This window comes from Arthrobacter terricola (assembly GCF_004354015.1).
Taxonomy (GTDB): domain Bacteria; phylum Actinomycetota; class Actinomycetes; order Actinomycetales; family Micrococcaceae; genus Arthrobacter; species Arthrobacter terricola.
Genome location: NZ_SMRU01000012.1, coordinates 49886 through 74712 on the forward strand (window position 1 = coordinate 49886; position 24827 = coordinate 74712).

General features: G+C 64.4%; 21 protein-coding genes and 1 pseudogene. 5 read left to right on the forward strand and 17 right to left on the reverse strand.

The genetic code is table 11. The features are described 5' to 3' along the window. Positions 1-55: 55 nt before the first annotated feature. Positions 56-394 (reverse strand): P-II family nitrogen regulator, encoded by a 339-nt coding sequence (locus E1809_RS11535; RefSeq protein ID WP_133204382.1) that lies wholly within the window; start codon positions 392-394, stop codon positions 56-58. Further along, complete coding sequence (locus E1809_RS11540) at positions 391-1719, reverse strand: ammonium transporter (RefSeq protein WP_133204383.1); 1329 nt, start codon at positions 1717-1719, stop codon at positions 391-393. Before E1809_RS11540 ends, E1809_RS11535 begins: the two co-directional genes overlap by 4 nt. 226 nt (positions 1720-1945) lie before the next feature. On the opposite strand from E1809_RS11540, the gene E1809_RS11545 reads away from it, so the two are divergent. Then, positions 1946-3193 carry an MFS transporter gene (locus tag E1809_RS11545; protein ID WP_235835560.1) on the forward strand — a complete coding sequence of 416 codons (1248 nt, stop codon included), beginning with the start codon at positions 1946-1948 and terminating at the stop codon, positions 3191-3193. A 31-nt stretch (positions 3194-3224) separates the two neighbouring features. Here the strand turns inward: E1809_RS11545 and ftsY are convergent, their stop codons facing one another. The 7 genes and pseudogenes from ftsY to coaD form a co-directional block, all read right to left on the reverse strand. After that, complete coding sequence (gene ftsY, locus E1809_RS11550; protein WP_133204385.1) at positions 3225-4439, reverse strand: signal recognition particle-docking protein FtsY; 1215 nt, start codon at positions 4437-4439, stop codon at positions 3225-3227. A 20-nt stretch (positions 4440-4459) separates the two neighbouring features. Next, complete coding sequence (gene smc / locus E1809_RS11555; RefSeq protein ID WP_205754164.1) at positions 4460-8053, reverse strand: chromosome segregation protein SMC; 3594 nt, start codon at positions 8051-8053, stop codon at positions 4460-4462. A gap of 100 nt (positions 8054-8153) precedes the next feature. Beyond that, positions 8154-9104: a bifunctional DNA-formamidopyrimidine glycosylase/DNA-(apurinic or apyrimidinic site) lyase gene (gene mutM / locus E1809_RS11560; protein ID WP_133204386.1), complete on the reverse strand. Its 951-nt coding sequence runs from the start codon at positions 9102-9104 to the stop codon at positions 8154-8156. 6 nt (positions 9105-9110) lie between these two features. Next, positions 9111-9842: a ribonuclease III gene (gene rnc, locus E1809_RS11565; protein ID WP_133204387.1), complete on the reverse strand. Its 732-nt coding sequence runs from the start codon at positions 9840-9842 to the stop codon at positions 9111-9113. A 24-nt stretch (positions 9843-9866) separates the two neighbouring features. After that, positions 9867-10070 carry a 50S ribosomal protein L32 gene (gene rpmF, locus E1809_RS11570; protein ID WP_133204388.1) on the reverse strand — a complete coding sequence of 68 codons (204 nt, stop codon included), beginning with the start codon at positions 10068-10070 and terminating at the stop codon, positions 9867-9869. Between the two features lie 32 nt (positions 10071-10102). After that, a complete protein-coding gene (locus E1809_RS11575) occupies positions 10103-10630 on the reverse strand; it encodes a YceD family protein (RefSeq protein WP_133204389.1) in 528 nt (175 codons plus the stop codon). 131 nt (positions 10631-10761) lie between these two features. Continuing rightward, positions 10762-11263: pseudogene (gene coaD / locus E1809_RS11580) on the reverse strand (pantetheine-phosphate adenylyltransferase). A gap of 20 nt (positions 11264-11283) precedes the next feature. Between coaD and E1809_RS11585 the strand changes: the two are divergent. After that, a complete protein-coding gene (locus tag E1809_RS11585) occupies positions 11284-12597 on the forward strand; it encodes an aminotransferase class I/II-fold pyridoxal phosphate-dependent enzyme (protein WP_235835555.1) in 1314 nt (437 codons plus the stop codon). A gap of 2 nt (positions 12598-12599) precedes the next feature. Then, complete coding sequence (locus tag E1809_RS11590) at positions 12600-13388, forward strand: spermidine synthase (protein WP_133204391.1); 789 nt, start codon at positions 12600-12602, stop codon at positions 13386-13388. Positions 13389-13394: 6 nt separating this feature from the next. On the opposite strand, the gene rsmD is transcribed toward E1809_RS11590, so the two are convergent. The 4 genes from rsmD to thiL are packed head-to-tail and all read right to left on the reverse strand — an operon-like array spanning position 13395 to position 18358. Continuing rightward, positions 13395-13961, reverse strand: a complete 567-nt coding sequence (rsmD, locus tag E1809_RS11595) for a 16S rRNA (guanine(966)-N(2))-methyltransferase RsmD (protein WP_133204392.1) — start codon at positions 13959-13961, stop codon at positions 13395-13397. A gap of 39 nt (positions 13962-14000) precedes the next feature. Further along, positions 14001-16277, reverse strand: coding sequence for an ATP-dependent DNA helicase RecG (locus E1809_RS11600; RefSeq protein ID WP_133204393.1), 2277 nt, complete (start codon positions 16275-16277; stop codon positions 14001-14003). Further along, positions 16267-17298 carry a DAK2 domain-containing protein gene (locus E1809_RS11605; RefSeq protein ID WP_133204462.1) on the reverse strand — a complete coding sequence of 344 codons (1032 nt, stop codon included), beginning with the start codon at positions 17296-17298 and terminating at the stop codon, positions 16267-16269. The genes E1809_RS11600 and E1809_RS11605 overlap by 11 nt, the downstream gene beginning before the upstream one ends. A gap of 22 nt (positions 17299-17320) precedes the next feature. Next, positions 17321-18358, reverse strand: coding sequence for a thiamine-phosphate kinase (thiL, locus tag E1809_RS11610; protein ID WP_133204394.1), 1038 nt, complete (start codon positions 18356-18358; stop codon positions 17321-17323). A gap of 141 nt (positions 18359-18499) precedes the next feature. Between thiL and E1809_RS11615 the strand changes: the two genes are divergently transcribed. Continuing rightward, on the forward strand, positions 18500-19006 hold the full coding sequence (locus tag E1809_RS11615) for a DUF3515 domain-containing protein (RefSeq protein ID WP_133204395.1): 507 nt from the start codon (positions 18500-18502) through the stop codon (positions 19004-19006). A 70-nt stretch (positions 19007-19076) separates the two neighbouring features. Here the strand turns inward: E1809_RS11615 and E1809_RS11620 are convergent, their stop codons facing one another. Genes E1809_RS11620 through murA form a run of 4 tightly spaced genes read right to left on the reverse strand, consistent with a single transcriptional unit; the run spans position 19077 to position 23426 of the window. Continuing rightward, on the reverse strand, positions 19077-20234 hold the full coding sequence (locus tag E1809_RS11620; RefSeq protein WP_374102694.1) for a D-alanine--D-alanine ligase family protein: 1158 nt from the start codon (positions 20232-20234) through the stop codon (positions 19077-19079). Between the two features lie 17 nt (positions 20235-20251). Further along, a complete protein-coding gene (locus tag E1809_RS11625) occupies positions 20252-21304 on the reverse strand; it encodes an NAD(P)H-dependent glycerol-3-phosphate dehydrogenase (protein WP_133204397.1) in 1053 nt (350 codons plus the stop codon). Continuing rightward, positions 21301-22089 carry a lysophospholipid acyltransferase family protein gene (locus E1809_RS11630; RefSeq protein WP_133204398.1) on the reverse strand — a complete coding sequence of 263 codons (789 nt, stop codon included), beginning with the start codon at positions 22087-22089 and terminating at the stop codon, positions 21301-21303. The genes E1809_RS11625 and E1809_RS11630 overlap by 4 nt, the downstream gene beginning before the upstream one ends. Before the next feature lie 11 nt (positions 22090-22100). Then, the gene (gene murA, locus E1809_RS11635; protein WP_133204399.1) at positions 22101-23426 is read right to left on the reverse strand and encodes a UDP-N-acetylglucosamine 1-carboxyvinyltransferase; all 1326 of its coding nucleotides are present in this window, start codon (positions 23424-23426) and stop codon (positions 22101-22103) included. 321 nt (positions 23427-23747) lie between these two features. Between murA and E1809_RS11640 the strand changes: the two genes are divergently transcribed. Further along, complete coding sequence (locus E1809_RS11640; protein WP_133204400.1) at positions 23748-24689, forward strand: hypothetical protein; 942 nt, start codon at positions 23748-23750, stop codon at positions 24687-24689. Positions 24690-24827 lie beyond the last annotated feature (138 nt).

Consider the following 24827-nt stretch of genomic DNA (forward strand, 5'->3'; position numbering starts at 1 on the left):
AAAGCGGTCCGGCTACCTTCCAGGTAACCGGACCGCTTTTGTATATATCGGATGCTTAGATGGCTGCCGCGCCCCGCTCGCCCGTGCGGACCCGGACGGCCTCGTAGACATCGACGGTCCAGACTTTGCCGTCGCCCGCCCTGCCCGTGTTGGAGGAGGCAATCAGGACATCGAGGATGTCGTCCGCTTGCTCATCCGTGGCCAGGACCTCCACGCGGATCTTGGGAAGGAGGTCGACGTTGTACTCGGCCCCGCGATACACCTCGGTGTACCCGCGCTGCCGGCCGTAACCGCTGGCAGCGCTGACCGTCAAACCCTGTACCCCGTATGCTTCGAGTCCCTCGCGGATGGAGTCGAGTTTCTCCGGGCGGACGATCGCCGTAATGAGTTTCATGCCTGGATACTCTCCTTGCCCTTGGCAGGTGTTTCGGACTCAGCTGATGACTTGCCGGTGATGAGGTCGTGAAGCGGCTGGAAGCTGCCTCCGTGGCCGCCGACACCGAACTCGTAGGCCGTCTCGGCGTGCAGGCTGAGGTCCGCACCGGCGATTTCCTGACGCTCGGAGATGCGGAAGCCCATGATCTTGTGGATCGGGTAGGCGATGACGAAGGTCATGACGCCAGTGAAGACGATCGAGCAGAGCGCCGCCAGGGACTGTGCAACAAGCTGGGTGGTGCCGCCGCCGTAGAAGAGGCCGGCTGCGCCCTGGGTCGGAGTGGCGAGGAAGCCGATGGCGACGGTACCGATGATGCCGGACACAAGGTGGACGCCCACGACATCCAGGGAGTCGTCGTAGCCGAGCTTGAACTTGAGGCCGACGGCGAGGGCCGATGCGACACCTGCAGCGACGCCGAGGGCGATGGCACCGAGCGGGGAAACGTTGGCACACGCCGGGGTGATGGCAACAAGACCGGCGACGACGCCAGAAGCGGCACCGAGGGAGGTCGGGTGTCCGTCGCGGATGCGTTCCACCACGAGCCAGCCGAGCATGGCGGCAGCCGGTGCGACGAGCGTGTTGATCCAGATGAGTCCGGCCTGCTGAACGGTAGCGGCGGCACCGGCGTTGAAGCCGAACCAGCCGAACCAGAGGATGGCCGCACCGAGCATGACCAGGGGCACGTTGTGCGGACGGTGGTTCGGGTCCTTGCCGAAGCCCTTGCGGTTGCCGATGATCAGGACCAGGATCAGGCCGGCCACACCGGCGTTGATGTGGACCACGGTTCCGCCGGCGAAGTCGATGACGGGAGCGAACGTCTTGCCAAACCAGCCAGTCGCAGAGAAGAGGCCGCCGCCCCACACCATGTAGGCCAGGGGTGCGTAGACCAGGGTCGCCCAAATGGGGGTGAAGAGGGTCCACGCCGAGAACTTCGCGCGGTCCGCGATGGCGCCGGAGATCAGGGCAACGGTGATGATGGCGAAGGTGGCAGCGTAGCCAACGTGGAGCAGGTCAGCCGGGTCGGTGAAGTTGTGCAGGCCGAAGTGGCTGAAGGGGTTGGCGAACAGTTGGAAGAAGTTGTCCGTGTTGCTCGTGGACATCGATGCGCCCCACAGAACCCAAACGAGGGTCACTGTGCCGATGGCGATGAAGCTCATCATCATCATGTTCAGGGCGGCTTTGGCACGGGTCATGCCGCCATAGAAGAATGCCAGGCCCGGGGTCATGAACAGCACGAAGGCTGAGGCGACCAGGAGCCAAACGAGACCGGCGGTGAAATCCATGTCTACGTCCTCTCTGCTTTAGATGCGGACTGAGCCGCCTATCCCAACGCCATTTGCGTTCTACGTAAGATTTTTGCGGGGCAGTGTTTCACCTGCGAAGGTTTTAGATTGCGGGGCTGTTACAAGAACTTCTCGAACGTAAATGGTGCATATCACACTTGTTACGCTGGTGTTTCATCCTCCGCACCTCGCGAAAAACCAGCTCGAACCGGAGGACGCCAACACGATGACAGCAAGCCCTAAATCCGCCTCAGGCCAACGGATCGGGGCCACAAAGGCCGAAATACCACGGGACATCAAGGTGATGTTGGTGGCCGCGTTCCTGATCGCGCTCGGTTTCGGCTTGGTGGCCCCCGTGCTTCCGCAGTTTGCGACAACGTTCGACGTCGGAGCGACGGCCGCGGCTGTGATCGTGAGCATTTTCGCGTTCGTGCGTTTGGTGTTCGCTCCCGCCGGAGGGGCCTTGATGGCCCGCTTCGGCGAGCGGCCCGTTTACATCACCGGCTTGCTCATCGTGGCGGCGTCGACGGCGGCCTGCGCCTTTGCCCAGAGCTACTGGCAGCTGCTGGTGTTCAGGGGTCTCGGTGGTGCCGGTTCCGTGATGTTCACGGTTGCGGCGATGGGTTTGCTTATCAGGCTTGCCCCGCCGGAAAGCCGCGGCAGGGTCTCGGGGGCCTATGCTTCGGCGTTCCTGGTGGGAAGCGTGCTGGGCCCGGTAGTCGGCGGGCTGTTGGCAGGGTTCGGCCTGCGGGTGCCGTTCCTCGCGTATGCCGGGGCATTGCTTGTAGCTGCCGCGGTGGTGCGCACGCAACTCAAAAGCACGCCTGGCTCGGCCTTGAAGGCTGGTACGGACGCTCCGGCCATGCCCATGAAGGAAGCCCTGGGTGATTCGGCGTACCGCGCCGCGCTGTTCTCGAGCTTCAGCAACGGCTGGGCGACCCTCGGCGTGCGGATGGCCACCGTACCGTTGTTCGCCGTGGAGGTCCTGGCGGCGGGGCCGGCATCGGCCGGTTGGGCACTGGCAGTTTTTGCCGGGGGCAACGCCGCGGCCCTGACGTTTTCCGGGCGCTTGGCGGACACTTTCGGACGCAAGCCGATGTTGCTTATTGGGCTCACGGTCACTGGCCTTGCGACGGCGACCATTGGGCTGACTACGGCCCTGCCGACGTTCTTCGCCGCGTCCGCCGTGGCGGGATTCGGCGCCGGGCTGCTGAACCCTGCCCAGCAGGCCGGCGTCGGGGACATCATTGGCCGCGGTCGCTCGGGCGGCAGGGTGCTGGCCGTCTTCCAAATGGCCTCCGACGCCGGAGCGATCGTCGGGCCGGTCCTCGTGGGTCTCCTGGCGGACGGGCTTGGCTATGGTTGGGCATTCGGGGCCACGGGAGGCATCGTCCTGCTGGCCGCCGCCGGCTGGTTGGTCGCCCGCGAACCCATGCTGCGGGCGACCGTACCGGTCGATTCAGGCCGGCCCTAGTTCCTGGCCGGCCCCTAGTTCCTGGGGCCGGCTAGTTCAGGAGGGCGTCGACGAAAGCCTCGGCTTCGAAAGGTGCGAGGTCGTCCGGGCCCTCGCCCAGGCCGACAAGCTTGACGGGAACGCCGAGCGCCTTCTGGATCGCGACGACGATTCCGCCCTTGGCTGTACCGTCCAACTTGGTCAGGACGATGCCCGTGATGTTGACTACCTCGGCGAAGACCTTGGCCTGGTTCAGCCCGTTTTGGCCCGTGGTCGCATCAAGGACGAGGAGGACTTCATCCACTTCGGCCAACTTCTCGACGACTCGCTTGACTTTGCCAAGCTCGTCCATGAGGCCGACTTTGTTCTGCAAGCGGCCCGCGGTGTCGATCATCACCACATCCACTTCTTGCTCGATGCCGGCCTTCACTGCCTCGTAAGCGACCGAGGCGGGGTCGGCGCCGTCGATGTCCGACATGACCGTGGGTACGCCGACGCGCTGGCCCCATGTCGCGAGCTGGTGCGAGGCCGCCGCTCGGAACGTGTCGGCGGCGCCGAGGATGACGTCCTTGTCCTCTGCAACAAGGACACGGGCGAGCTTTCCCACCGTGGTGGTCTTGCCGACGCCGTTGACGCCGACGACGATCATGATGGCCGGATGGCCGCCCTTGCGATCGACGTTCAGGCTGCGGTCCATATCGGGATCAACCAGTTTGACGAGTTCATCGCGCAAAAGCGCCTTGACATGCTCGGGATCGCGGGTCCCCAGGACCTTCACGCGGTCGCGCAAGGAATCGACAAGCTGCGTGGTCGGCTCGGTTCCGAGGTCGGCGAGGAGAAGGGTTTCTTCGACTTCGTCCCAGACGTTTTCGTCGATCTTGTCGCTCGAAAGCAAGGCGAGAAGGCCCTTGCCGAGGATGTTGTTGGATTTGACGAGCCGGGCGCGCAGCCTGTTGAGGCGCCCCTCTACGGGAGCGGGGGTCTCCACCGGGACCACTTCCAGGCCCGCGGCGTCGTCCGGTACGTCGATCTCCGGCAGCACGGCATCGGACGGTTCGACGACGGTACCCGGCGCCGGGGTGGCTGTGCCCGGGGCATCTTCGACAATTGTTCCGCCTGCCGGCGCGGCATCGGCGGGGTCGTTTGCATCGCGCGGTCCCGCGTAGGTCGAAGTGGATTTCCGCCTCTTAAGGAAGACGGGAATCAACCCTCCGACCACGATGATGACAGCGACAATGGCCAGGATTATCGGAAGGAGATCATTCACTCCCTTAGCTTCTCACAAAGCTAGACCTCGGCAGCGAGCCTCTGGCTGATGACGGTGGACACCCCGTCGCCCCGCATTGTCACCCCGTAGAGTGCGTCGGCGACCTCCATGGTCCGCTTCTGGTGGGTGATGACAATCAGCTGGCTGGACTCTCGAAGTTCTTCGAAAATGGTAATGAGGCGGCCCAGGTTGGTGTCATCCAAGGCAGCTTCCACTTCATCCATGACGTAGAACGGCGATGGCCTCGCCTTGAAGATGGCAACGAGCAGGGCGACGGCGGTCAAAGACCTTTCGCCGCCTGACAGGAGGGACAGCCTCTTGATTTTCTTTCCCGCCGGCCGGGCTTCCACTTCAATGCCCGTGGTCAACATGTCCTCGGGATCCGTCAGGACCAGCCGGCCTTCCCCGCCGGGAAAGAGCCGCGCGAACACGTGGTCGAACTGCTTGGAAGTATCGGCGAACGCCTCAGAGAAGACCTGCTGGACCCTGTTGTCCACTTCCTTGATGATGTCCAGAAGGTCCTTCCGGCTGGATTTGAGATCTTCAAGCTGGGTGCTGAGGAACTGGTGCCGTTCTTCCAAGGCGGCGAATTCCTCAAGCGCCAAGGGATTGACCTTGCCGAGGGCGGCGAGGTCGCGTTCGGCTTTGCGGAGCCGTTTCTCCTGCTCCGACCGGACAAAGGGAATGCCCTCGATGACCGGGTTGCCGTCCTCGTCAACGGGAGCCCGCAGCTCTGCCCATTTGTCCGTGGCAGCGGCGGGAACCGGAACGGGCTGATCGGGCCCGAAGCCGGCCACGAGTTGTTCCGCCGAAAGGCCCAGTTCATCGATGGCCCGGGCCTCCAGTGCTTCGATCTTCAAGCGGTGTTGGGCACGCGCCATTTCGTCGCGGTGCACGGAATCGGTGAGCTGCGCCAGTTCCCGGGCCAAGGCGTCGTTGCTGCTGCGCACCTCTCCCAATTCCTTTTCGCGCTGCTCACGGACCGATTCGGCGTCATCCCGGGCACGGGCTGCCAGTTCCACCGAAACGTCGACAAACCGCACCGCTTGTTCAACAGCGGCAGCGACGGCGGAAGCCCGTTGGGCCTGCGCCCTGCGACGCGCTGCCCGCCGGGCAGCTTCCTCGCGGGCACGCCGCTCGCTCGCCGCGGCGCGTTCCAAGGATGCCGCACGGTTGCTGGTTGCTGTGAGTTGCTCCTCCGCACTGCGCAACCCGAGCCTGACCTCCATCTCATGCGCCCGCGCTTCGCTCGCCGCGCGGGACAACGCATCCCTTTGCTCCGTGGACGGTTCTTCCTCTGCCGGGGCTTCCTGCGCCGCAGCCAGGCGCTCGGCCGCGACTTCAAGCGATTCCTCGGCCACCGCGATGTTCAGTTCCGCCTTGGCCAGGGACTCGGCCAAGCGATCCCTCTCCGCCACGGCGCTTCGCAACTGGGAGTTCAAGTGCCCGAGCCGTTCCGCAACGGCGGCCAAACGGGCATCGGAGTCGTGGAGCTTATCGAGGGCGGCGTCGGCGCGTTCCTGGGCTTCGGCCCTGCGCGCTTGGGCACCGGCCAACGCAAACCGTCCCCGTTCCAAGCGTGAGATGGTCTCCTGAAGGCGCATTTCGGCGTCGTCGACTGCCGCCTGGACTTCAAGGAGCGACGGCGCGCTTGCCGATCCGCCGTGCACGGCCAACGCAGCGAACACGTCCCCGTCCAACGTGACGGCCGTGAGCCTGGGGTCGCCGGAAATGAGGCTTGCCGCCTCATCCAAACCGTCGACGACGGCGGTGCGCGCCAGGAGCTGCACCGCGCCTTTAGCGTGGTCATTGTTCGCCGTGACCAGCTCCGCGGCCCAACGGGCCCCGTCTGGCAGGACCGGCAACTCCGTGGGCCCAGGCTCCGGCTCCGCCGACTCAACCGGCCGCGAGAGCACCAGCGAAGCCCGGCCGGCGTCGACCTTTTTCAGCAGCTGCAGCGCGGCAACTGCTCCCGCGCCGTCGGCCACCACCACGGCGTCCGACGCAGCACCCAAGGCCGCCGCCACCGCGGCCTCGTAGCCCGGTTGCACGGTCAGGAGCGAAGCCAGCGGCCCGAGGACCGCGGGGTGCCCGGAAGAGAGGATGCGTTCGGATCCGTCCTTGCGGTTGAGCCCCAGCTGGAGCGCATCACGGCGGGCGGTGAGGGCGTCGCGATCGCGGACGTCACGCTGCTCGGCAAGCTTCAAAGCCTCGATCTCAGCCTCGATCCCGTCAAGGAGGGTGCCTGCTTCCTCGTACTCGGCGTCGAGGCTTTCCTCACCGTCCTCCGCGCCTGCCACTTGCGATTCAAGGGCGACGAACTCGCTCTGTGCTTGGCGCCGGCGCTCTTCGCCCGCGGACAGCGACTCCCGGAGCCGGCCGCGTTCGGCTTCGGCTGCCTCTGCCCGCGAACGGGCGGCCGCGAGCTGACCGACCAGCTTCGCCAGGCCTTCCCGCCGATCAGCTGCCGCCCGCAGCACGGCTGTGAGGCGCCGGTCTTCTTCGGCCGCGAGGTTTTCCGCTTCCTGCTTCGCCGCGGTTGCATCCAGGAGTGCAGCCTGCTTGGCGAGGATATCGTGCTCGAGTTCAGCCTGCTCCTGCCTGACACGCGCGGCTTGGCGATCAAGATGATCCGGGTCGCGGCCCGATTCCGGCGCTGCGTCCGAAGACCCCAAAAGGCGCCTTCGCTCTCTCGCGAGGGATCCCAACGCCCGAAGCCGGTCCCTGGACGCGGACAATTGGTACCAGTTGTCCCTCGCCGCGTTGAGCCGGGGCGTGGCCTCCGCCGCGAGTTGCTCGAGCCGCGCCTGGCGTTGGCGTCCTGCGCCCAGTTCCGTTTCAACGGTTTCACGGCGTTCCTTGAGCGCTGCCTCGTCGGCAACATCCTTTTCCAGCGCCATGGTGAGCCGGACAAGTTCATCCGCGAGCAACCTCGATTTGGCATCCCGGAGGTCGAACTGCACGGTCTGGGCCCGTCGGGCGACTTCGGCTTGTTTGCCGAGGGGCGTGAGCTGGCGGCGGATCTCGGCCGTGAGGTCGCCGAGCCGCTGGAGGTTCGCCTGCATGGCTTCGAGCTTCCGGACCGTCTTTTCCTTGCGGCGCCGATGCTTGAGGATTCCCGCGGCTTCTTCGATGAACCCGCGACGGTCCTCCGGAGTGGCGTGCAGGACGCGGTCCAATTGGCCCTGGCCCACGATTACGTGCATCTCCCGGCCAAGGCCCGAGTCGGACAGCAGTTCCTGGATGTCCAGGAGGCGGCACGATGAGCCGTTGATGGCGTATTCCGATCCGCCGGCGCGGAAGAGGGTACGGGAAATGGTGACTTCGCTGTACTCGATCGGCAGGGCGCCGTCGGCGTTGTCGATCGTCAGGGATACGTGCGCGCGGCCCAAGGGCGGACGGCCGGATGTCCCAGCGAAAATGACGTCTTCCATCTTTCCGCCGCGAAGGGTCTTCGCCCCCTGTTCGCCCATGACCCAGGCCAAAGCATCCACCACATTGGACTTGCCCGAACCGTTGGGGCCGACCACGGCTGTGACGCCCGGTTCGAAGTCGAACGTCGTGGCTGACGCGAACGACTTAAAACCGCGAACGGTCAGACTTTTCAAGTGCAAAGTGTTTCGGATCTCCTGAGTGGCTGATATCCCCCTCCCAATTTACTGCCCAGGAGCGAAAATCCGCGGATTTACTGGCCTACCGCCCAGCGGACGTCGGCTACCAGCGGGCGTTGCGGGGCTTCGGTTGGCAGACGGGGCAACGATACGACGAGCGGTTCATGAATTGTTCGCGCTTGATGATGCTCGCCAGCCCGACGGCGGCGCATCGCCTGCATGGCTCGCCGGCACGCCCGTAGGCATCGAGGGAGCGTGCGAAGTATCCCGAGTCTCCATTGACGTTCACGTAGAGGGAGTCGAAACTCGTTCCGCCGGCGGCCAGGGCGTCTCCCATGACTTCCCTCGCAGCCTCTACAATCCGGAAGGCATCGGCACGCCGAAGGGTGTCTGTGGGCCGCGCATAGTGGAGCTTCGCCCTCCAGAGGGCCTCGTCCGCGTAGATATTGCCTATGCCCGAAATAAGGCCCTGATCGAGCAAAGCGCGCTTGAGCCCGGTCCTGCGTCCTTTGACCTTGGTGTAGAAATCGTCGAAGGAAAAATACGGATCGAGGGGATCACGGGCAATGTGTGCTGCTTCCTCCGCGATTTCCGGAAGAGGTGTTTCACCTTGGCCGCCTGGCTGCCCATCCGGGGTCGGGACGAGGGAGGTAACGAAAAGTCCGCCGAAAATCCGCTGGTCCACGAACCGCAATTCCTCCGGCATGCCGTCGGAACTGCTGAGCCGAAGCCGGACTTTCAAGTGCTTTTCGTCGGGGACATCCGGATCCTGCATGAGCAATTGCCCGCTCATGCCCAGGTGCGCCATCAGCGCGACGCCGGGCAGCGTGCCTTCGCGCGATCCCTCGGCTTGCAGCGGCATCCACAGGAACTTGCCGCGCCGGACAACGTCCAGCACCGTTGCATGCCCAAGGTTGCCGATGAAGTCTTCCGTGCCGAGGGCATGGCGGCGGATCGAGCGGGGATCCATGACGTCGACGCCGGTGATCGTCCGGCCCCGCACCCAACGGGCCAGGCCTCGACGGACCACTTCGACTTCGGGAAGTTCCGGCACGGTACCTCAGGCGCTGTGGGCAGGATCAGCCGAAGCTCCTGCCGTGTGTTGCGGCTTGTTCTTGCTGTTCAGGGTGCGCCACGCATCCGCTGCGGCTTCCTGTTCGGCTTCCTTCTTGGAGTGGCCTGAGCCCTTGCCGTAGGCGGTGCCGGCGATCTGGAGCACCGCTTCGAAATTGCGCGCGTGGTCCGGGCCCGAACCTTCTACGGCGTAGTAGATGGAGCCCATCTGGCGGCTAGCGGCGAGCTCCTGCATGCTGGTTTTCCAGTCGGTGCCTGCGCCCAAGGCTGCGGCGTCCTTCAGCAAGGGGCCAACGAGGCGCATGACCAATTGCCGCGCCGTCTCGATGTCGTTGGACAGGTAGGTGGCGCCGATGAGGGCTTCCATGGTGTCGGCGAGGATCGAGGACTTGTTCTTGCCGTCGGTGAGCCTTTCGCCCTGCCCGAGGTAGATGAACTCCCCCACTCCGAGTTCCCTGGCGATACCGGCCAACGCCCGCGTGCTCACGACGGCGGAACGCCGCTTGGCGAGTTCACCCTCCGGAAGGTCCGGGTTGTCCCGGTAGAGGGAATCGGTCACGGAAAAGCCCAGGATGGAGTCGCCGAGGAATTCGAGGCGCTCGTTGGTGGGGATCCCGCCGTTTTCGTACGCGTAGGAACGATGTGTCAGAGCAAGACGAAGCGTCTCGGCGTCAATTGAGACACCGAGACGCTTCAGAAGCTCTTCAGTTGAAGACATCCTTTATCAGCCTGTGTGGCGGATTTAGGCGTCTGCGACCTTGCGGCCCTTGTATTCAAGGAACAGCGCAGTGCCGGCAGAGTCGGTTACGACCTTTGCCTGGTGCGGCAGGCTGTAGACAACCTGGCCGTTTTCGATGGTCTTGACCAGGTGGGGGGCAGTTGCCTTCCACTGGGCACGGCGGGCGCGGGTATTTGCGCGAGACATTTTCCGCTTGGGAACAGCCACGGCTATCTCATTTCTCTCTTAGTCAACACTTACTAATCAGTTTGCCGGTCAGGCTTAGCCAGTTCAGCTAGGGCAGCCCAGCGAGGATCCAAGACCTCGTGGTGGTGCCCCGGCTCGTCTTCCAGACGCACTCCGCATTCGGAGCAAAGGCCCTGGCAGTCTTCCCGGCACACCGGCTGGAACGGCAGCATGGTTACAACTGCGTCCCGCAACACCGGTTCAAGATCGATTAGATCGTGCTCGACTCGACGTTGCTCTTCATCGTCTTCTTCGTCCGAAAGCTCAACACCTTCATAGAAGAAAAGCTCTTGCACATTGACCTCAAGGTCATACGCAAGGGGATCCAGGCATCGTCCGCATTCGCCCTTGACTTCGGCGAAAACGGTTCCGGATACCAGAATTCCTTCGTGTACGGCCTCGAGCTTCAGGTCGAGCTCGATATCCGAGCCTTCCTGAACGCCAATGAGTGCCACGCCAAGGTCGCTTGGCGCGGGTACATGTTCACTGAGCGTCCGCATGCTTCCTGGACTGCGTCCGAGGTCCCTGACGTCGAGCGTCAAAGGCGAACTTACATCTCGATTAATGAGAACTCCTGTAGAACATATGACCGACGTACCATCTTAGCCTGAACGCGGGAACGGACTCAAACCGGGTCCGTCGCGGAGCGCCCCGCCAGAGGTACCGACCCAGCTTACCCTTTACGTGGCTGCTCCGCTGCCGGACTCGCCAGCCAGAATCCTCCTCAGCACGGACCTGGGGACGAAATCCGAGACATCGCCACCAAGGACCGAAATTTCCTTGATGAGCGTGGACGACAAATGCAGGTAATGGGCTTCCGCCGGAAGGAAGACAGTCTCCACACCGGACAATTGCCGGTTCATGGTGGCCATCGGCAACTCGTAATCGAAATCCGACGAGGAGCGCAGGCCCTTCACGATCGCTGAAATTCCGCGGTGCCGGCAGTACTCTGCCAGGAGTCCGTCCCCCATCGGCTCAACGATGATGCCCTGCAAGGACGCCAGGGTTTCACGCGCCATGTCCATGCGTTCTTCGAGGCTGAAACGATACTTCTTCGCGTAGTTTGTGGAAACCGCCACCACCACTTCATCGAACAATCCAGCGGCCCTTGCGATGACTTCCAGGTGTCCGTTGTGGATGGGGTCAAAGGATCCGGGGCACACTGCGCGTCTCATGGTTCGAACCTATCGCATCCATGGCCGGCCGCACTATGGGCGATACGATGGCTGGCAGGGCCGTCCGGACCAGCCGGAGCCCCGTTCAGGAAGGCAATCCCACCGTGACGAGCCCGGTCCCCCTCAGCGTGAACGCAGCTGCCTCCCCGTGGAAGCGTGCGGCCAGCGGCGCCAACCTCCTTTCAGCCCAGGGCGAGCTAGGCACCACGATCTTCGAAGAGATGACCACCCTGGCGCTCGCCACTGGAGCTATCAACCTGGGCCAAGGATTCCCCGACGAAGACGGCCCGGCCGAAATCAAGGCAGCGGCCCAAGCGGCCATCGCGGCGGGATCCAACCAGTATGCTCCAGGCAAAGGCATCCCCGAGCTTCGGAGCGCCGTCGCGGCGCACCAGGAGCGCTTCTACGGGCTGGCGCTCGATCCGCAGACCGAGGTCGTCGTGACCACGGGAGCAACCGAGGCCATCGCGGCGGCGGTGCTTGCGTTCGTCGGGCCGGGCGATGAAGTCCTGACTTTCGAGCCGTTCTACGACTCTTATGGCGCAATCATCGGACTCACCGGCGCGCGGCACGTCACGACTCCCCTGCTCGCCCCGGATTTCCTTCCGGACCTCGACGCCCTCGAATCGGCTTTCACCGAACGCACGAAAGTAGTTCTCCTCAACAACCCGCACAACCCCACGGGTGCGGTCTTCCCGCGCGCCGTCCTCGGACGCGTCGTCGAGCTCGCCAGACGCCACGACGCCGTAATTGTCAGCGACGAAGTCTACGAGCACATGACCTTCGGCGTGCCGCACCTTCCTGTTGCCACCATCCCCGGAGCCGCCGAGCGGACCATCACGATTTCATCCGCGGGAAAGACGTTCTCCTTCACGGGCTGGAAGGTCGGGTGGGCGAGCGGGCCGGCGCACCTCGTCGCAGCCCTCCGCACGGTCAAGCAATTCCTGACGTACAGTTCAGGAACCCCCTTCCAAAGCGCGATCGCCGAGGGCTTGTCCCTGCCGGACGACTTCTACGCCGGAATCATCTCCGAACTCCAGCACAAACGGGACATTCTCGCGGACGGGCTGCGGGCAGCTGGCTTCGATGTCTACACGCCCCGCGGAACCTACTTCATCAACGTGGACACAGCGCCCCTTGGCATCAGCGATTCCGTGGAGCTGGCACGGCGCTTGCCATCACTTGTGGGCGTCGCGGCCATTCCCGTTCCCGTGTTCTGCCACCCGGAAGGCGCGGAGCGCACAAGGAGCCTGCTCCGCTTCGCCTTCTGCAAGCGAACCGAGGTGCTCGAGGAAGCGGCCACCCGGCTCGCCACCCTTCGGGAAAAGCTGTGACGGTGCCTGCCAAGGAAAGCCATGAAGGACGCAGGTTCCTCCGGACCACAGGCCAACATGCCGGGATCGAAGCCGACACGCTGATCGACGGGGCCTACATCCTGCGGATCGGGGGCGCCGAACAATCCCATGTCAACCTCGCCGAACCCGCGGAAATCTTCTACGAATACCTCCGCCGGATCGGCCACGTCGTGGATCTCGCCGCACCCCGGGGACAAGCGGTCTCCGCGCTCCATCTCGGGGCCGGAGCCCTGACCCTTGCCCGCTACATAGAGGCGACGCGCCCGGGATCGGTACAGCACGCTGTCGAACTCGAACGCGAACTGCTGGACTTCGTCCTTCAGAAACTCCCGTTGCCGGAAGGCACCCGGCTGACGACCCATATCGGCGACGCACGCGAAACCCTCGCCGAGCTGCCCGCGGAACTCGATTTCGACGTCGTGATCCTCGACATCTTCTCCGGCCCCGAGGCTCCGGCGCACATCGCCTGCCAGGAATTCTACGAGGAAGCCGCCGCCCGTCTCCGGCCAGACGGCGTGCTCATTGTGAACATCGGCGACGAAGCCGCCTTGACGTTGGTCCGCAGCCAGGTCGCTGCCATGCGCAAGGCGATGACCGACGTCGCCGCCTTCGCCGAGAGCGGCATGTTCGCCGGACGGTACCCGGGAAACATCATCGTGGTTGGAACCCGGCGACCGTGGCCTACTGAGTGGTCGGCGGAACTACTGGCCCGCGGACCGCACCCCGCAACCGTGCTTAGCGGTGTGGACCTGGACCGCATCTCCGACTGAGGTGCACTAGACGGGTTCAGCGAACCAGAGCTTGGTCTCGCCGTATTTCTTGTCCGCAAACCGTTCGAGGGTGTCCGGCCAGTCCGGCTCAGGTGACCGTGAAGACCGCTCGACGACAACCACCGCGCCCTCGTCCAGATGGAAAGCCAGCTTCGTGAGGACGGCCTTGAGGGAAGGTTCGTCGAGGGGATATGGCGGGTCCAGGAACACAAGGTCCCACAGGACACTATCCGCGGCCCGCTCCAGGAACGATTCCACCTTCGACCGGTGCACGGATACGGTCCTGTGGCCGAGAACCTGGTTCGCCATGTCGGCGTTGCGCTGGCACACCTCCGAGGCGCGGGCGTCGGACTCGACTAGTTCCGCTGTCCTGGCTCCCCGGCTGGCCCCTTCGATCCCGAGCGAACCAGAGCCGGCATACAGATCGAGGACCCTGGCGCCGTCAATCGCGTCAAGTGCCTCAAGGCGCGAAAACAACGCCTCCTTGACGCGGTCCGTAGTGGGCCGCGTGGCATTCCCCGGAACGCTCGCCAAGGGGTTTCCGCCTGCGACTCCCGCGATGATCCTGCTCACTGGAGTGTCCCCCGAACACGGTATATCGCTCTGGGTTCCTTAGCCGCGTTCAAGGAACGCCTCCTTCTCCGGGTTGAGGTACTCGTCGATTGCTGCTGCCAACGCCGGTTGCGCATCCAGCGCCGGATCGTCTGCGACCAGCAATTGCGCGTCGGTACGGGCACGGGCAATGAGTTCTTCATGCTCCAGGACACGCAAAAGCTTCAGGGTGGAACGGCCGCCTGATTGCGAGGCACCAAGGATGTCGCCTTCCCGGCGCAGTTTGAGGTCTTCCTGGGAAAGCACGAAGCCATCGGTGGTCGAAGCCACAGCGTCCAAGCGCCTGCGGCTCGGGTGGCCGGGCTCCAGCGTGGTGACCAGCAAACACGTCCCCGGAAGCCCACCACGACCCACCCGGCCCCGCAACTGGTGAAGCTGCGAAATGCCGAAGCGGTCGGCATCCAGGATCACCATCAACGTGGCGTTATGGACATCCACCCCGACCTCGATCACCGTGGTGGAAACCAGCAGTTGCGTGTTGTTGGCGGCGAACGATGTCATCGTTTCGGACTTGAGCGCAGGATCCTGCCGTCCGTGGAGGGGTTCCACCTTTACGCCGCGGAGCGCCGGCTCCTGGCCCAGGGTTTCGACGACGGCGGTCACCGACGCGAGCTCGCGCGCCGGCCCCTCATCAGAAAGGCCGTCGTCGGAAAGCCCGGCGTCGCTTGGTTCCGTTTCCCCGGGACTGAAGTCGCCGTCGTCGTCATCTCCGATCTTGGGGCACACCACGTACACCTGGTGGCCCGCATCGATCTCCTCCCGCGAGCGCTTCCAGATCCTTGCGGCCCAACCCGGGTTTTCGGCCAGCCCGACGACGTGGGTGGAGATGGGTGCCCTGCCTGCAGGAAGCTCATCGAGCACAGATGTTTCGAGGTCGCCGAAGACGGTCATGGCCACGGTTCGCGGGATCGGAGTGGCGGTCATCACCAAGAGGTGCGGTGGCCGGTTCGCCTTCGCCCGGAGCGCATCGCGCTGCTCAACCCCGAAGCGGTGCTGTTCGTCCACCACGATCAAGCCAAGATCCTGGAAAGTGGTCTTGTCGCTCAACAGGGCGTGGGTGCCGATGACAATGCCCGCGCTGCCCGAAGCGGCGTCGAGCATCGCCTGTTTGCGGGCGGCGGTGGGCATGGAACCGGTCAGCAACGTGACGTGGACCGAGCCCGCGCCGCTCCCGGAATCCTGGCCCAGCATTCCCGCACCGCCGAAGACGGCATCGCTAGCGAGGTCACCCAGCGTGCGCCGGATGGAGTCGAAATGCTGCGCGGCCAGGACCTCGGTGGGGGCGAGCAGCGCGGCCTGCCCTCCGGCGTCGACCACTTGCAGCATGGCGCGCAGGGCCACAATCGTCTTCCCGGAACCCACCTCGCCCTGCAGCAGGCGGTTCATCGGTGAGTCTTGCGCCAGTTCGTGCGAGAGCGTCTTCCCGACGGCGGCCTGGCCGGCTGTCAGTGTGAACGGCAACTGCCGGTCGAATGCCGAAAGGACGCCGTCCGGCAGCGGCCGCCGGGCGGTGGCTTCTTCCGCGGCAAGCTGGGACCTGCGCCGGGCCAAGGCGGTCTGCAGCACCAAGGCTTCCTGGTAGCGGAACCGGTCCCTGGCACGGCGCCAATCCGTGGTCGTCTCCGGCGAATGAATCAGGCGGTACGCCTGCCCTATGGAGAGGAATGCCTCGCGCGAGGCGATCCCAGGCGGCAAAGGATCGTCGATGGCGTCCAGTTCAATGGTGTCCAGCAGCGTGGTGATTGCCTTATGGATGGACCAACTGGTGAGTTTCGCCGTGGCCGGATAGACCGGGATGGGCATGGCGGCGAGCTTTTCCGGGTCGTTCGTCCCGCCGAGGTCCGGGTCTTCGTCGAGCAGGATAAAGTCCGGGTTGGTCATGCTCAATGATCCGCCGTACCGGACGACCTTGCCGGAGAACATCACCCGGCGACCCGGTTGGAGTTCACTGCGCGCGCGGAAGCCGTTGAAGAAACTGATCTTCAACGTCCCTGGAACGTGGTCACCGCCGGCGTCGTCGGTGACCGTGACGTCGGTCAGTGAGCCGCGCCGGGCACGCATCTGCCGGGTCGAGTTGGAGAGGACCTTGGCAATGAGCGTGGCTTCCTCGTCCAAAGGCAGCTTGCTGATGGGAGTGAGTTCCCCGCGGGTCAAGTAGCGCCGGGGAAAGTAATTCAATAGTTCCCCGACTGTGCTTAAGCCGAGGTGTTTCTCGATGACCGAAGCCGAGCGTTTGCCGATTCTCCGCTCGAGGGGAAGCTGGAGCTCAGGATTCATGCGCGTTATGGACTACCGGGAGACCCGGATCGCGCGGCATGGACAATTGGCTGATCGTGATGTCCGTGGGGTCGCCCAAGGACCGGATGAGCGCCACTGCAGGCTCCGCCTCAGGCACGTGTACGTGCACGCGCCAGCGGTAGCTTGTTTCGGGAGCGTCGTCATCGTCGTCAACGTCGCGGGCCGAAGCACTTTCCCCATGACCCGGGCGGCTTCCCAACTGGCTCATGATCACTGAGTCGCCCAGTTCATCCAACCGCTGCCGCAGCGTTGCCGCCGCCAGCGGCGGAAGGCTGATGGTGCACATGACTTCCACGCCGTCGTCGTTCGGCATCCCGGTGTGGATATGCGGATCCTGGACGTCGTAACCATGAAGGCCGTCGAGCAATTCGTCCTGGAGTTCTTCGCCGAGAACGGCTGAACGAAGGCAGTCGAGGATCAACAACATGCCCACTCCGCCGGCATCGACAACATGGGCTGCATGCAGCGGGGCGAGCTGGTCCTCGGTCCGCACCACGGCCTCGAGCGCGGCATTCACCGCGGCATCGAGGGCCAGGCCGAGCGCCTGGTTGCTGTCATCTCCGTTGTGCGCGGAATCGCATTCGCCAGCGGCTCGCGCAGCAGCTTCGAGGACGGAAAGCATGGTGCCGGGGACGGGTTCGCTCAGCGCCGACCACGCCCGGATCTGTGCCCGGTTCAATGCACTGGCGAGCAACGGCGCGCTCAAGCGCGCATGTCCGACGAGGGGCTCGGCCGCTGCACACAGGAAGACGGCGAACAGGGTTCCGGAGTTTCCGCGCGCCTGTTCCATGGCAGCCTGGCCTGCGGCGCCAAGGACGGCGCCGACGTCGTTGGTGGGTTCGCCGCCCGGGCCTTGGACCAGCGCAGCCGCCGCCGCACGGACCGTGAGGTAGAGGTTGGTGCCGGTATCGCCGTCGGCCACCGGGAAAATGTTGATCGCATTGATGCGGTCGCTGTGGTTGCCAAGCGTCGTCTCGGCTTTGCCCAGCCACCGCTTCATGGCGTGCGCGTTGGCGGCAATCTTAGTCTGCAAAGTGATCCCATCCCACGGTGTCAGCGGGCATGCCGGCAATCCGGACGCCGCTGTGCTGCCCTTCGGCAACGGCATGGACCGAGCCTATCGCAGTGAAGCCGGAAGGTAACTGAACAGTGGCTGGAAAAGTCGCCAACAGGCCGTGGTCTTCACCGCCGCCAAGCACCCAGTCCATCGGATCGGTTCCGAGCAGGGCGGAAGCGGCTTCCAAAGGGACAGCAAGTGATTTAAGGGCCACCGGATCAAGATCGAGAATCACGCCGCTGGCCGCCGCGAGCCGCGAACCATCGCGCAACAACCCGTCCGACACATCCATCATGGCCGTGGCGCCGGCGGCCGCGCCCTGCGGGCCGGCCGCAAGGGGCGGATTCGGCCGGCACTGACTGTCCATGATTGCGCGCTGCACGGTGGTGAGCCCGGCCAAAGGCACCTCACTTTCAAGCAATGCGAGGCCTGCGGCGGCACGGCCGACAGTACCGGCAAGGGCCAAGCAATCGCTTGGCCGCGCACCGGAGCGCAAGACCGCGGGAAGACCGTGCATGGTGCCGACGATCGCGACGGTCACGGCAAGTTCGCGGCCGCGGCCCAGGTCTCCCCCTGCCACCGAACACTCGGCGGCTCCGAGGCCTGCTATGCCGGCCGTCAGTCCGTCGGCGAAGTCTTCGACCCACTCCACCGGAGTTCCGGGCGGCATGGTCAAGCTCACCACGAGCGACAAAGCGGTTCCGCCCATCGCGTTGATATCGCTGAGGTTTTGTGCCGCCGACTTCCAGCCGACGTCGTACCCGGTGGTCCGGTACCCGTTGTTCCATTCCAGGCGGAAGTCCTGGTCCTGGGTCTGCGTGTCGATCGAAATAAGCGTCCGTCCATCCGGAGCTGCGACGACGGCGGCGTCGTCGCCCGGTCCGAGCAGCAGGCTGCCGCCAGCGTTTAGTGGCTGGTTCAGCGGCTTGTTCAGTCGCGGAAATATGCGCGCGAGGAGCTCCCCCTCGGACAGCTCGGCAACAGTCAGTTGTTCTCTGGACACAGCTCTACGCTATCGCGAACCACCGACAACGAACGGGCGGGTCTCGATAGACAGGATGTGACTGGCCATGCCCGAACCGGATATGGGATGCTGCGCCTCCGTCGAGATTCCGGAGCCCCGCAGCCGCGATACGCTTGACTAATGCAACAAACGAAAACCGCCGTGTACGTCCGCGCCCTTTGTACCGTGACGGCCGCCGCGGTTTCGGTCCTCGGCCTCTCAGCCTGTACACCCGCCGTCGACGTCCAAGCGGCCTCCGACGCCGCCAATCCCGCGTGTGCGCCCATGATGGTGGCCCTCCCCGACAAGGTGGGCGACGCGTCCCTGCGGCAGACAAACAGCCAGGCTACGGCAGCGTGGGGCGACCCGTCGGTGCTGATCCTCCGTTGCGGTGTCAACATACCGGGCCCCACCACCGACCGTTGCGTCACGGTCAACGACGTCGACTGGGTCATCAAGGAAGGCGACCCCGTCTGGACGCTCACCACCTACGGGCGCGAACCAGCGACCGAAATCCTCATGGATCCGAACAAGATCAGCTCCGCCACGGTCCTCGCCGACCTCGCACCGGCGGCGGCCAAGATCAAAGCCGTCCGCAAGTGCGTAGGCCAGCCGGAGCTGCTGCAGGGCCTGCCGACCGGCCAGTAACCGACGCCGGCGCCGTCCGGAGTGCAGCTGCGGGCAGTTGCAGTCCGCTGCCGGCGGCTGCAGGCCGCTGCTAACGCAGGCCGGTTTTCCGGTGGAGCGCCAAATAGATGAGTTCGTCAATCAGTTCCGGATAGGCCAAGCCCGAGGCAGCCCACATCTGCGGATACATGCTCTTGGGCGTGAACCCCGGCATCGTATTGATTTCGTTGATGATGAGCTCGCCCTCGGGCGTGTAGAAAAAGTCCACCCGGCTGAGGCCTTCGGCACCGACGGCGTCGAATGCCGCCGCGGCGAGCTCGCGGACACGCGCGATGGCCTCTTCCGGGATGTCCGCCGGGCAACTCAGCGCAGCTGCGCCGTCTTCCACATACTTGGCGTTGAAATCATAGAATTCATGTTCGCCAGGAGCGACTGCGATCTCACCGGGCATCGACGTGCGAGGCGCTTCGGCACCGCGGCCCTCGAGCACGGCGCATTCGATTTCCCGGCCAACAATACCTGCCTCGATCACAAGTTTGAGATCGTGCTTGCGGGCATCCTCGATGGCGGCATCCAGCCCCTCCATGGAATCCACTTTGGAAATGCCCATGGACGAGCCTGCGCGGGCCGGCTTCACGAACACCGGGAAACCGAGGCGGTCCACACGCTTGCGAACCGCTTCGGCGTCGTTCACCCATTCCCGGTCCGTGACGGCCACATAGGGACCCACGGCCAAGCCGGCCGCTTCGAAGACGACCTTCATGAAGTGCTTGTCCATCCCGACTGCGGACGCCAGGACTCCGGCGCCGACGTATCGGGTGTCGGAGAGCTCCAGGAGTCCTTGGATTGTGCCGTCTTCGCCCCAGGGACCGTGCAGGAGCGGGAAAACGACGTCGACGGCCCCCAGTTCCTCGGGCACGGCGTTCGGAGCCGTGACAATGAGTTGGTGGGATCCGCCCACCTCGGCGAGCGTGACGGTCTTCGTGGAGGGACCGACTTCGGGCAAGGACGAAGCGCTTAGCGACCATTGGCTGACATCGCCGGAGGGAATAACCCATTGGCCGCTCTTGGCGATCCCGATCGGGATGACGTCGTACTTTTCGTTGTCGATGGCCCCCAGGACTCCCGCCGCCGTCACGCAGCTCACCGCGTGCTCGCTGGACCTGCCCCCGAACAAGATCGCGACGCGCGGGCGGGTGCTTTCGGCCGGGCTCTCGGCACCGGCAGGCTCAGCGGTTCCGGCGGAAATGGATTCATTGGTCACGGTCAGTAATCGCCTTCGGACTTCAGGGATCGGGCCAAGAGTGTGGGCCCAAGTTGATCAACGGACAATTTGCCTTCAAGGACGGCTACCACTGCGGCTGTGATCGGCATTTCAACACCGAGCTTTCCGGCCAGTTCGTAGACAGCGTACCCGGATTTGATGCCTTCCGCGGTTTGCGTCATGCGCTCGGCTACCTGTTCGAGCGTCAGGCCTTGCCCGAGCAGTCGACCTGCCGTGTGGTTCCGGGACAGGGGCGAAGAACAGGTGGCCACGAGGTCTCCGAGGCCGGCGAGTCCGGCCATGGTGTGTGCTTCGCCGCCCAACGCCAAGGCCAGGCGCGTCGTCTCCGCGAGGCCCCGGGTGATCACCGAGGCTTTGGTGTTGTCCCCCATCTCCTTGCCTTCGCAGATGCCGACGGCGAGGGCGATCACGTTCTTCACGATGCCGCCGATTTCGACGCCGATCACATCGTTGCTCGTGTAAGGGCGGAAGTAGGGCGCCGTGCAGCAGTGCGCAATCGCGGCAGCGGTGGGCTCATCGCTGCACGCCACAACGGAGGCCGTTGGCTCCTGGCGTGCGATCTCCATGGCCAGGTTGGGACCGGAAATGACCGCGACCCGCTCGTGCGGAATATCCAGTTCCTCGGAAATGACCTGGCTCATGCGCGAATCCGTACCGAGTTCGAGGCCCTTCATAAGGGACACCACCACAGCTCCCGGCGCAACATACGGCTTCCATTCCCGTAGCTGCAGCCTGAGCGACTGGGCGGGGACAGCCAGAATCACGATTCCGGCGCCGTCCAGCACTTTGGAAACATCCGTTGACGCCGTGATGGACTCGGGAAGCGCGACCTCTTTCAAGTACTGCTCGTTGCGGTGCTCCGAGTTGATTTGGGAAACAACCTCGCTCCGCCGGCCCCACATGCGGATAGCCCGCTGCACCCCGGTTGCCGTGGCGGCATCGGCCAGGACCTTCGCGAAAGTAGTACCCCACGAACCGGCGCCAAGCACCGCGACAACGGCGGAGTCGGCAGCAAGCAATTCGCCAGCGGTCACTTCGGCCCGTCCGTGCCGTTGCGGTCGGCGGAGTCGCCGGCTTGGGATCCCTGGCTCTCAAAGCGACCATGCTTGGACTGGTTGTGTGCCGCGGGGTCCCAACGCTCGGCAGGCGGTTCCTCCCCCCGCAAAGTGGAAAGCAGTTCGGTAATGGCGTCCATGATGACGTCCGTTGCCTCCATCAGGGTGGTGCGGTCCATGGGCCGGTCCCTGAACGCGCTGAGGTCCACAGGGTCTCCCACCAGGATCCTCGAAGTCTTCCGGGGGAAGACATAAAAGCGCTTCGCGTATCGCGGGAACGCCTCATGGGCACCCCAATGGGCGATCGGCACTACCGGGGCTCCGGTCTTGATAGCCAGGCGTGCTGCGCCCGTGTGCCCCTTCATCGGCCACAAATCGGGATCGCGGGTCAGCGTTCCCTCGGGATAGATGATGATCGCTCCACCGGAATCAACCACCGCCTGGGCGGCTTGCAACGATCGGTTCGCACCCGTCGTCGAACGCTCCACTGGTATCTGGTTGGTGGCGCGCAGCAACGAACCCAGTATGGGTGCCTTGAAGAGACCGGCTTTCGCGAGGAAGTGCGGCGGGCGCTTGTTGTTGTAGAGCATGTGCCCTACAACGACGGGGTCGATCTCGGTGCAGTGGTTGGGGGCGGCGATGAAGCCCCCGGCGGGGAGCTTTTCCGTCCCTTCCCACTCTTTCGCCATCAAGAGGTTCATCAGCGGACGCGCAACGCCTGCGAGAACAGCGAACATGGCACGGCTCTTGGCCGATTCCTTCAAGGTATCCCCCGTTACTTGGCGTCGTTGATGTCGAAATCGGCGCCCAAAGCGGCCAGTTTTTCGGTGAAGCGCTCGTAGCCGCGATTGATGATGTCGATCCCGGTCACCCTTGAGGTACCCGTGGCGGCGAGCGCGGCGATCAAGTGGCTGAATCCGCCGCGGAGATCGGGGATGTCGATATCGGTGCCCCTGAGCGGAGTCGGTCCCGAAATCACGGCGGAATGCAGGAAGTTGCGCTGGCCAAAGCGGCACGGCACGCTGCCCAGGCACTCGCGGTGGAGTTGGATGGTCGCGCCCATGCGGGCCAAGGCGTCGGTGAATCCGAAACGGTTCTCGTAGACCGTTTCATGCACGATCGAAACGCCTTCGGCCTGCGTCAAGGCAACCACCAAAGGCTGCTGCCAATCGGTCATGAAGCCCGGATGCACGTCCGTTTCGAGGACGAGCGGGCTGAGCTTGCCGCCCGGGTGGTAGAAGCGGATGCCGTCCTCGCGGATGTCCATGCCCCCGCCTACCTTGCGGTAGGTGTTGAGGAAGGTCATCATGTCCCGCTGCGACGCACCCTCGACGAAGATGTCCCCGCGCGTTACGAGTGCGGCCGAGGCCCATGAAGCCGATTCGTTGCGGTCGGGCAAGGCCCGGTGGTCATAGCCGCCGAGGTCCTTGACGCCTTCGATCCGGATGGTGCGGTCCGTCTGGACGCTGATGATGGCGCCCATTTTCTGCAGGACAGCGATGAGGTCGACGACTTCGGGTTCGGTGGCGGCACCGCTGAGTTCAGTAATTCCCTCGGCACGCGTAGCGCTCAGGAGGACTTGCTCCGTGGCTCCGACCGACGGGTATGGCAGGGAGATCTTGGCGCCGTGGAGCCCCTTGGGCGCGGAGATGTGGATCCCGCCGGGACGCTTCTCGACCACGGCACCGAACTGGCGCAGGACATTCAGGTGGTAGTCGATGGGCCGATCACCGATCTTGCAACCGCCGAGGTCGGGGATGAACGCCTCGCCGATCGCATGGATCAGCGGGCCGCACAGGAGGATCGGAATGCGGGAGTCGCCCGCGTGTGCGTCGATTGCCGTGCTTGACGCGGTCTTGGCGCTCTTCGGATCCAGCGTGAGATCGCCGGTCACCGGATCCTTTTCGACAGTCACTCCGTGGAGCTGCAAAAGGCTGGTGACGACCTCCACGTCCTTGATTTCCGGGACGTTCCGCAGCACCGAGGGTTCGTTGCCGAGGAGGGAAGCCACCATGGCCTTGGGAACAAGGTTCTTGGCACCTCTGACGGTGACACGGCCGGTCAAAGGGACTCCGCCGCGGATTGTCAGGACACTACTCATCTATACCGGTTTCCTCACACGTTGATGCCCCCACACTTACGAAGGCTCAAGCTAAGCATAAAAGCTGGCGTTACCGATTCGAAATGCATCGCGCCAAGCCGGGTTGCGGTGCGGCGCGGTGCCCGTACACGTCCACGAACACCCCGCGCACCCACCCAGCGGTTCGGGTGCGCCGGTCCTTTGCGGGTCGGCAGGTCATCAGCGGGTACCTGGTTCGGAGCAGCGTTGTCGTCCCGGCCGCCGGTGTCCGTGTATCCGGGGTTTTCCACATACGACGACGGCGGGCTGGCCACCGCGGGTTTCACACCAGAAGCTTGAGCCATGGCACCTTTCAGCCCTGATCCCTGGGTCACCCCGCATTCCGACCCCGATGATGACCACGGAGCGCGAACCGTCGCCCGGGCGGCCCGGCGCGGAGACCTCGTACGGATCCGACGAGGGCTGTACCTACCTCGCAGCCGATGGCTGGAACTTGAACCGTGGGAACAATTCCGGGTCAAGATCCAGGCTGTCAACGACGCCGCCAACAGACCTCCCGTCTTCTGCGGCCAATCAGCGGCGGCATTGTGGGATCTCCCGCTCGTCGACGTCCCGGAAGAAGTGGAAACCCTGGTCTTACCTGGCCGTGGCGGAGGCAGGCCCAAGAACGGGATCCGGCGCCGGATAGCCGGGATTCAAGATACGGAAATAGCCCGTATGGACGGCTTGTTGGTGACTTCCATGGACCGGACCATCAGGGATCTCGCCATTCGACTGCCCTTGACCGGATCGTTGCCCGCTGTGGACCGTGCAGCGTGGCTTTGGCAGAAGACAGGACGGGCGCCGGAGGAATTCGGCGACGCGATCCGGTCCACGCTTGGCACGCTGAGCAACGCAAAGCAGCAGCGAACTTACCGGGTCCTCGCGGCGGCGGATCCCGCCTCCGGCTCACCCGGCGAATCCCTCAGCCGTGCTGTCATGATCCAAGCGGGTCTTCCACATCCCCGGCTTCAGGCAGAGCACCACGACTCGAACGGCCGCATCGGCTACTCGGATTTCCATTGGCCGGATCACGGTGTGGTCGGCGAATTCGATGGTTGGGCAAAATACAGCCGGGGCGAATACCTGGCCGGACGAACACCCGAAGACGTGCTGGAAGCGGAAAAGATACGCGAGGATCGGCTACGCGCAATAGGACTGACAGTGGTCCGATGGATGTGGCCCGCTGCAAAGGACCCAGCCGAGTTGCTCCGCAAACTCCGGAACGCCGGAATCAGGCCATGAGAATCCGGCAAACGCACATCGCACAAGGCGCCTGTTGCGCCAGCTCGCGCTGCTCTCGGCTCCGCACCTCAAAGTTCTGCTCACCACAGTTCGGCACTCCAAATGCCCAAAAAGGACAGGCGCACCCGATGCTTCGGG

Excerpts from the sequence above, each read along its gene's own strand:
- E1809_RS11540 (WP_133204383.1), bottom strand. The coding sequence starts at position 1,719 with ATGGATTTCACCGCCGGTCTCGTTTGGCTCCTGGTCGCCTCAGCCTTC.
- E1809_RS11605 (WP_133204462.1), bottom strand. The coding sequence starts at position 17,298 with ATGAAGCGGTGGCTGGGCAAAGCCGAGACGACGCTTGGCAACCACAGC.
- E1809_RS11640 (WP_133204400.1), top strand. The coding sequence starts at position 23,748 with ATGGCACCTTTCAGCCCTGATCCCTGGGTCACCCCGCATTCCGACCCC.
- E1809_RS11535 (WP_133204382.1), bottom strand. The coding sequence starts at position 394 with ATGAAACTCATTACGGCGATCGTCCGCCCGGAGAAACTCGACTCCATC.
- rnc (WP_133204387.1), bottom strand. The coding sequence starts at position 9,842 with ATGTCTTCAACTGAAGAGCTTCTGAAGCGTCTCGGTGTCTCAATTGAC.
- E1809_RS11545 (WP_235835560.1), top strand. The coding sequence starts at position 1,946 with ATGACAGCAAGCCCTAAATCCGCCTCAGGCCAACGGATCGGGGCCACA.
- E1809_RS11615 (WP_133204395.1), top strand. The coding sequence starts at position 18,500 with ATGCAACAAACGAAAACCGCCGTGTACGTCCGCGCCCTTTGTACCGTG.
- murA (WP_133204399.1), bottom strand. The coding sequence starts at position 23,426 with ATGAGTAGTGTCCTGACAATCCGCGGCGGAGTCCCTTTGACCGGCCGT.
- E1809_RS11585 (WP_235835555.1), top strand. The coding sequence starts at position 11,284 with ATGGCCGGCCGCACTATGGGCGATACGATGGCTGGCAGGGCCGTCCGG.
- E1809_RS11600 (WP_133204393.1), bottom strand. The coding sequence starts at position 16,277 with ATGAATCCTGAGCTCCAGCTTCCCCTCGAGCGGAGAATCGGCAAACGC.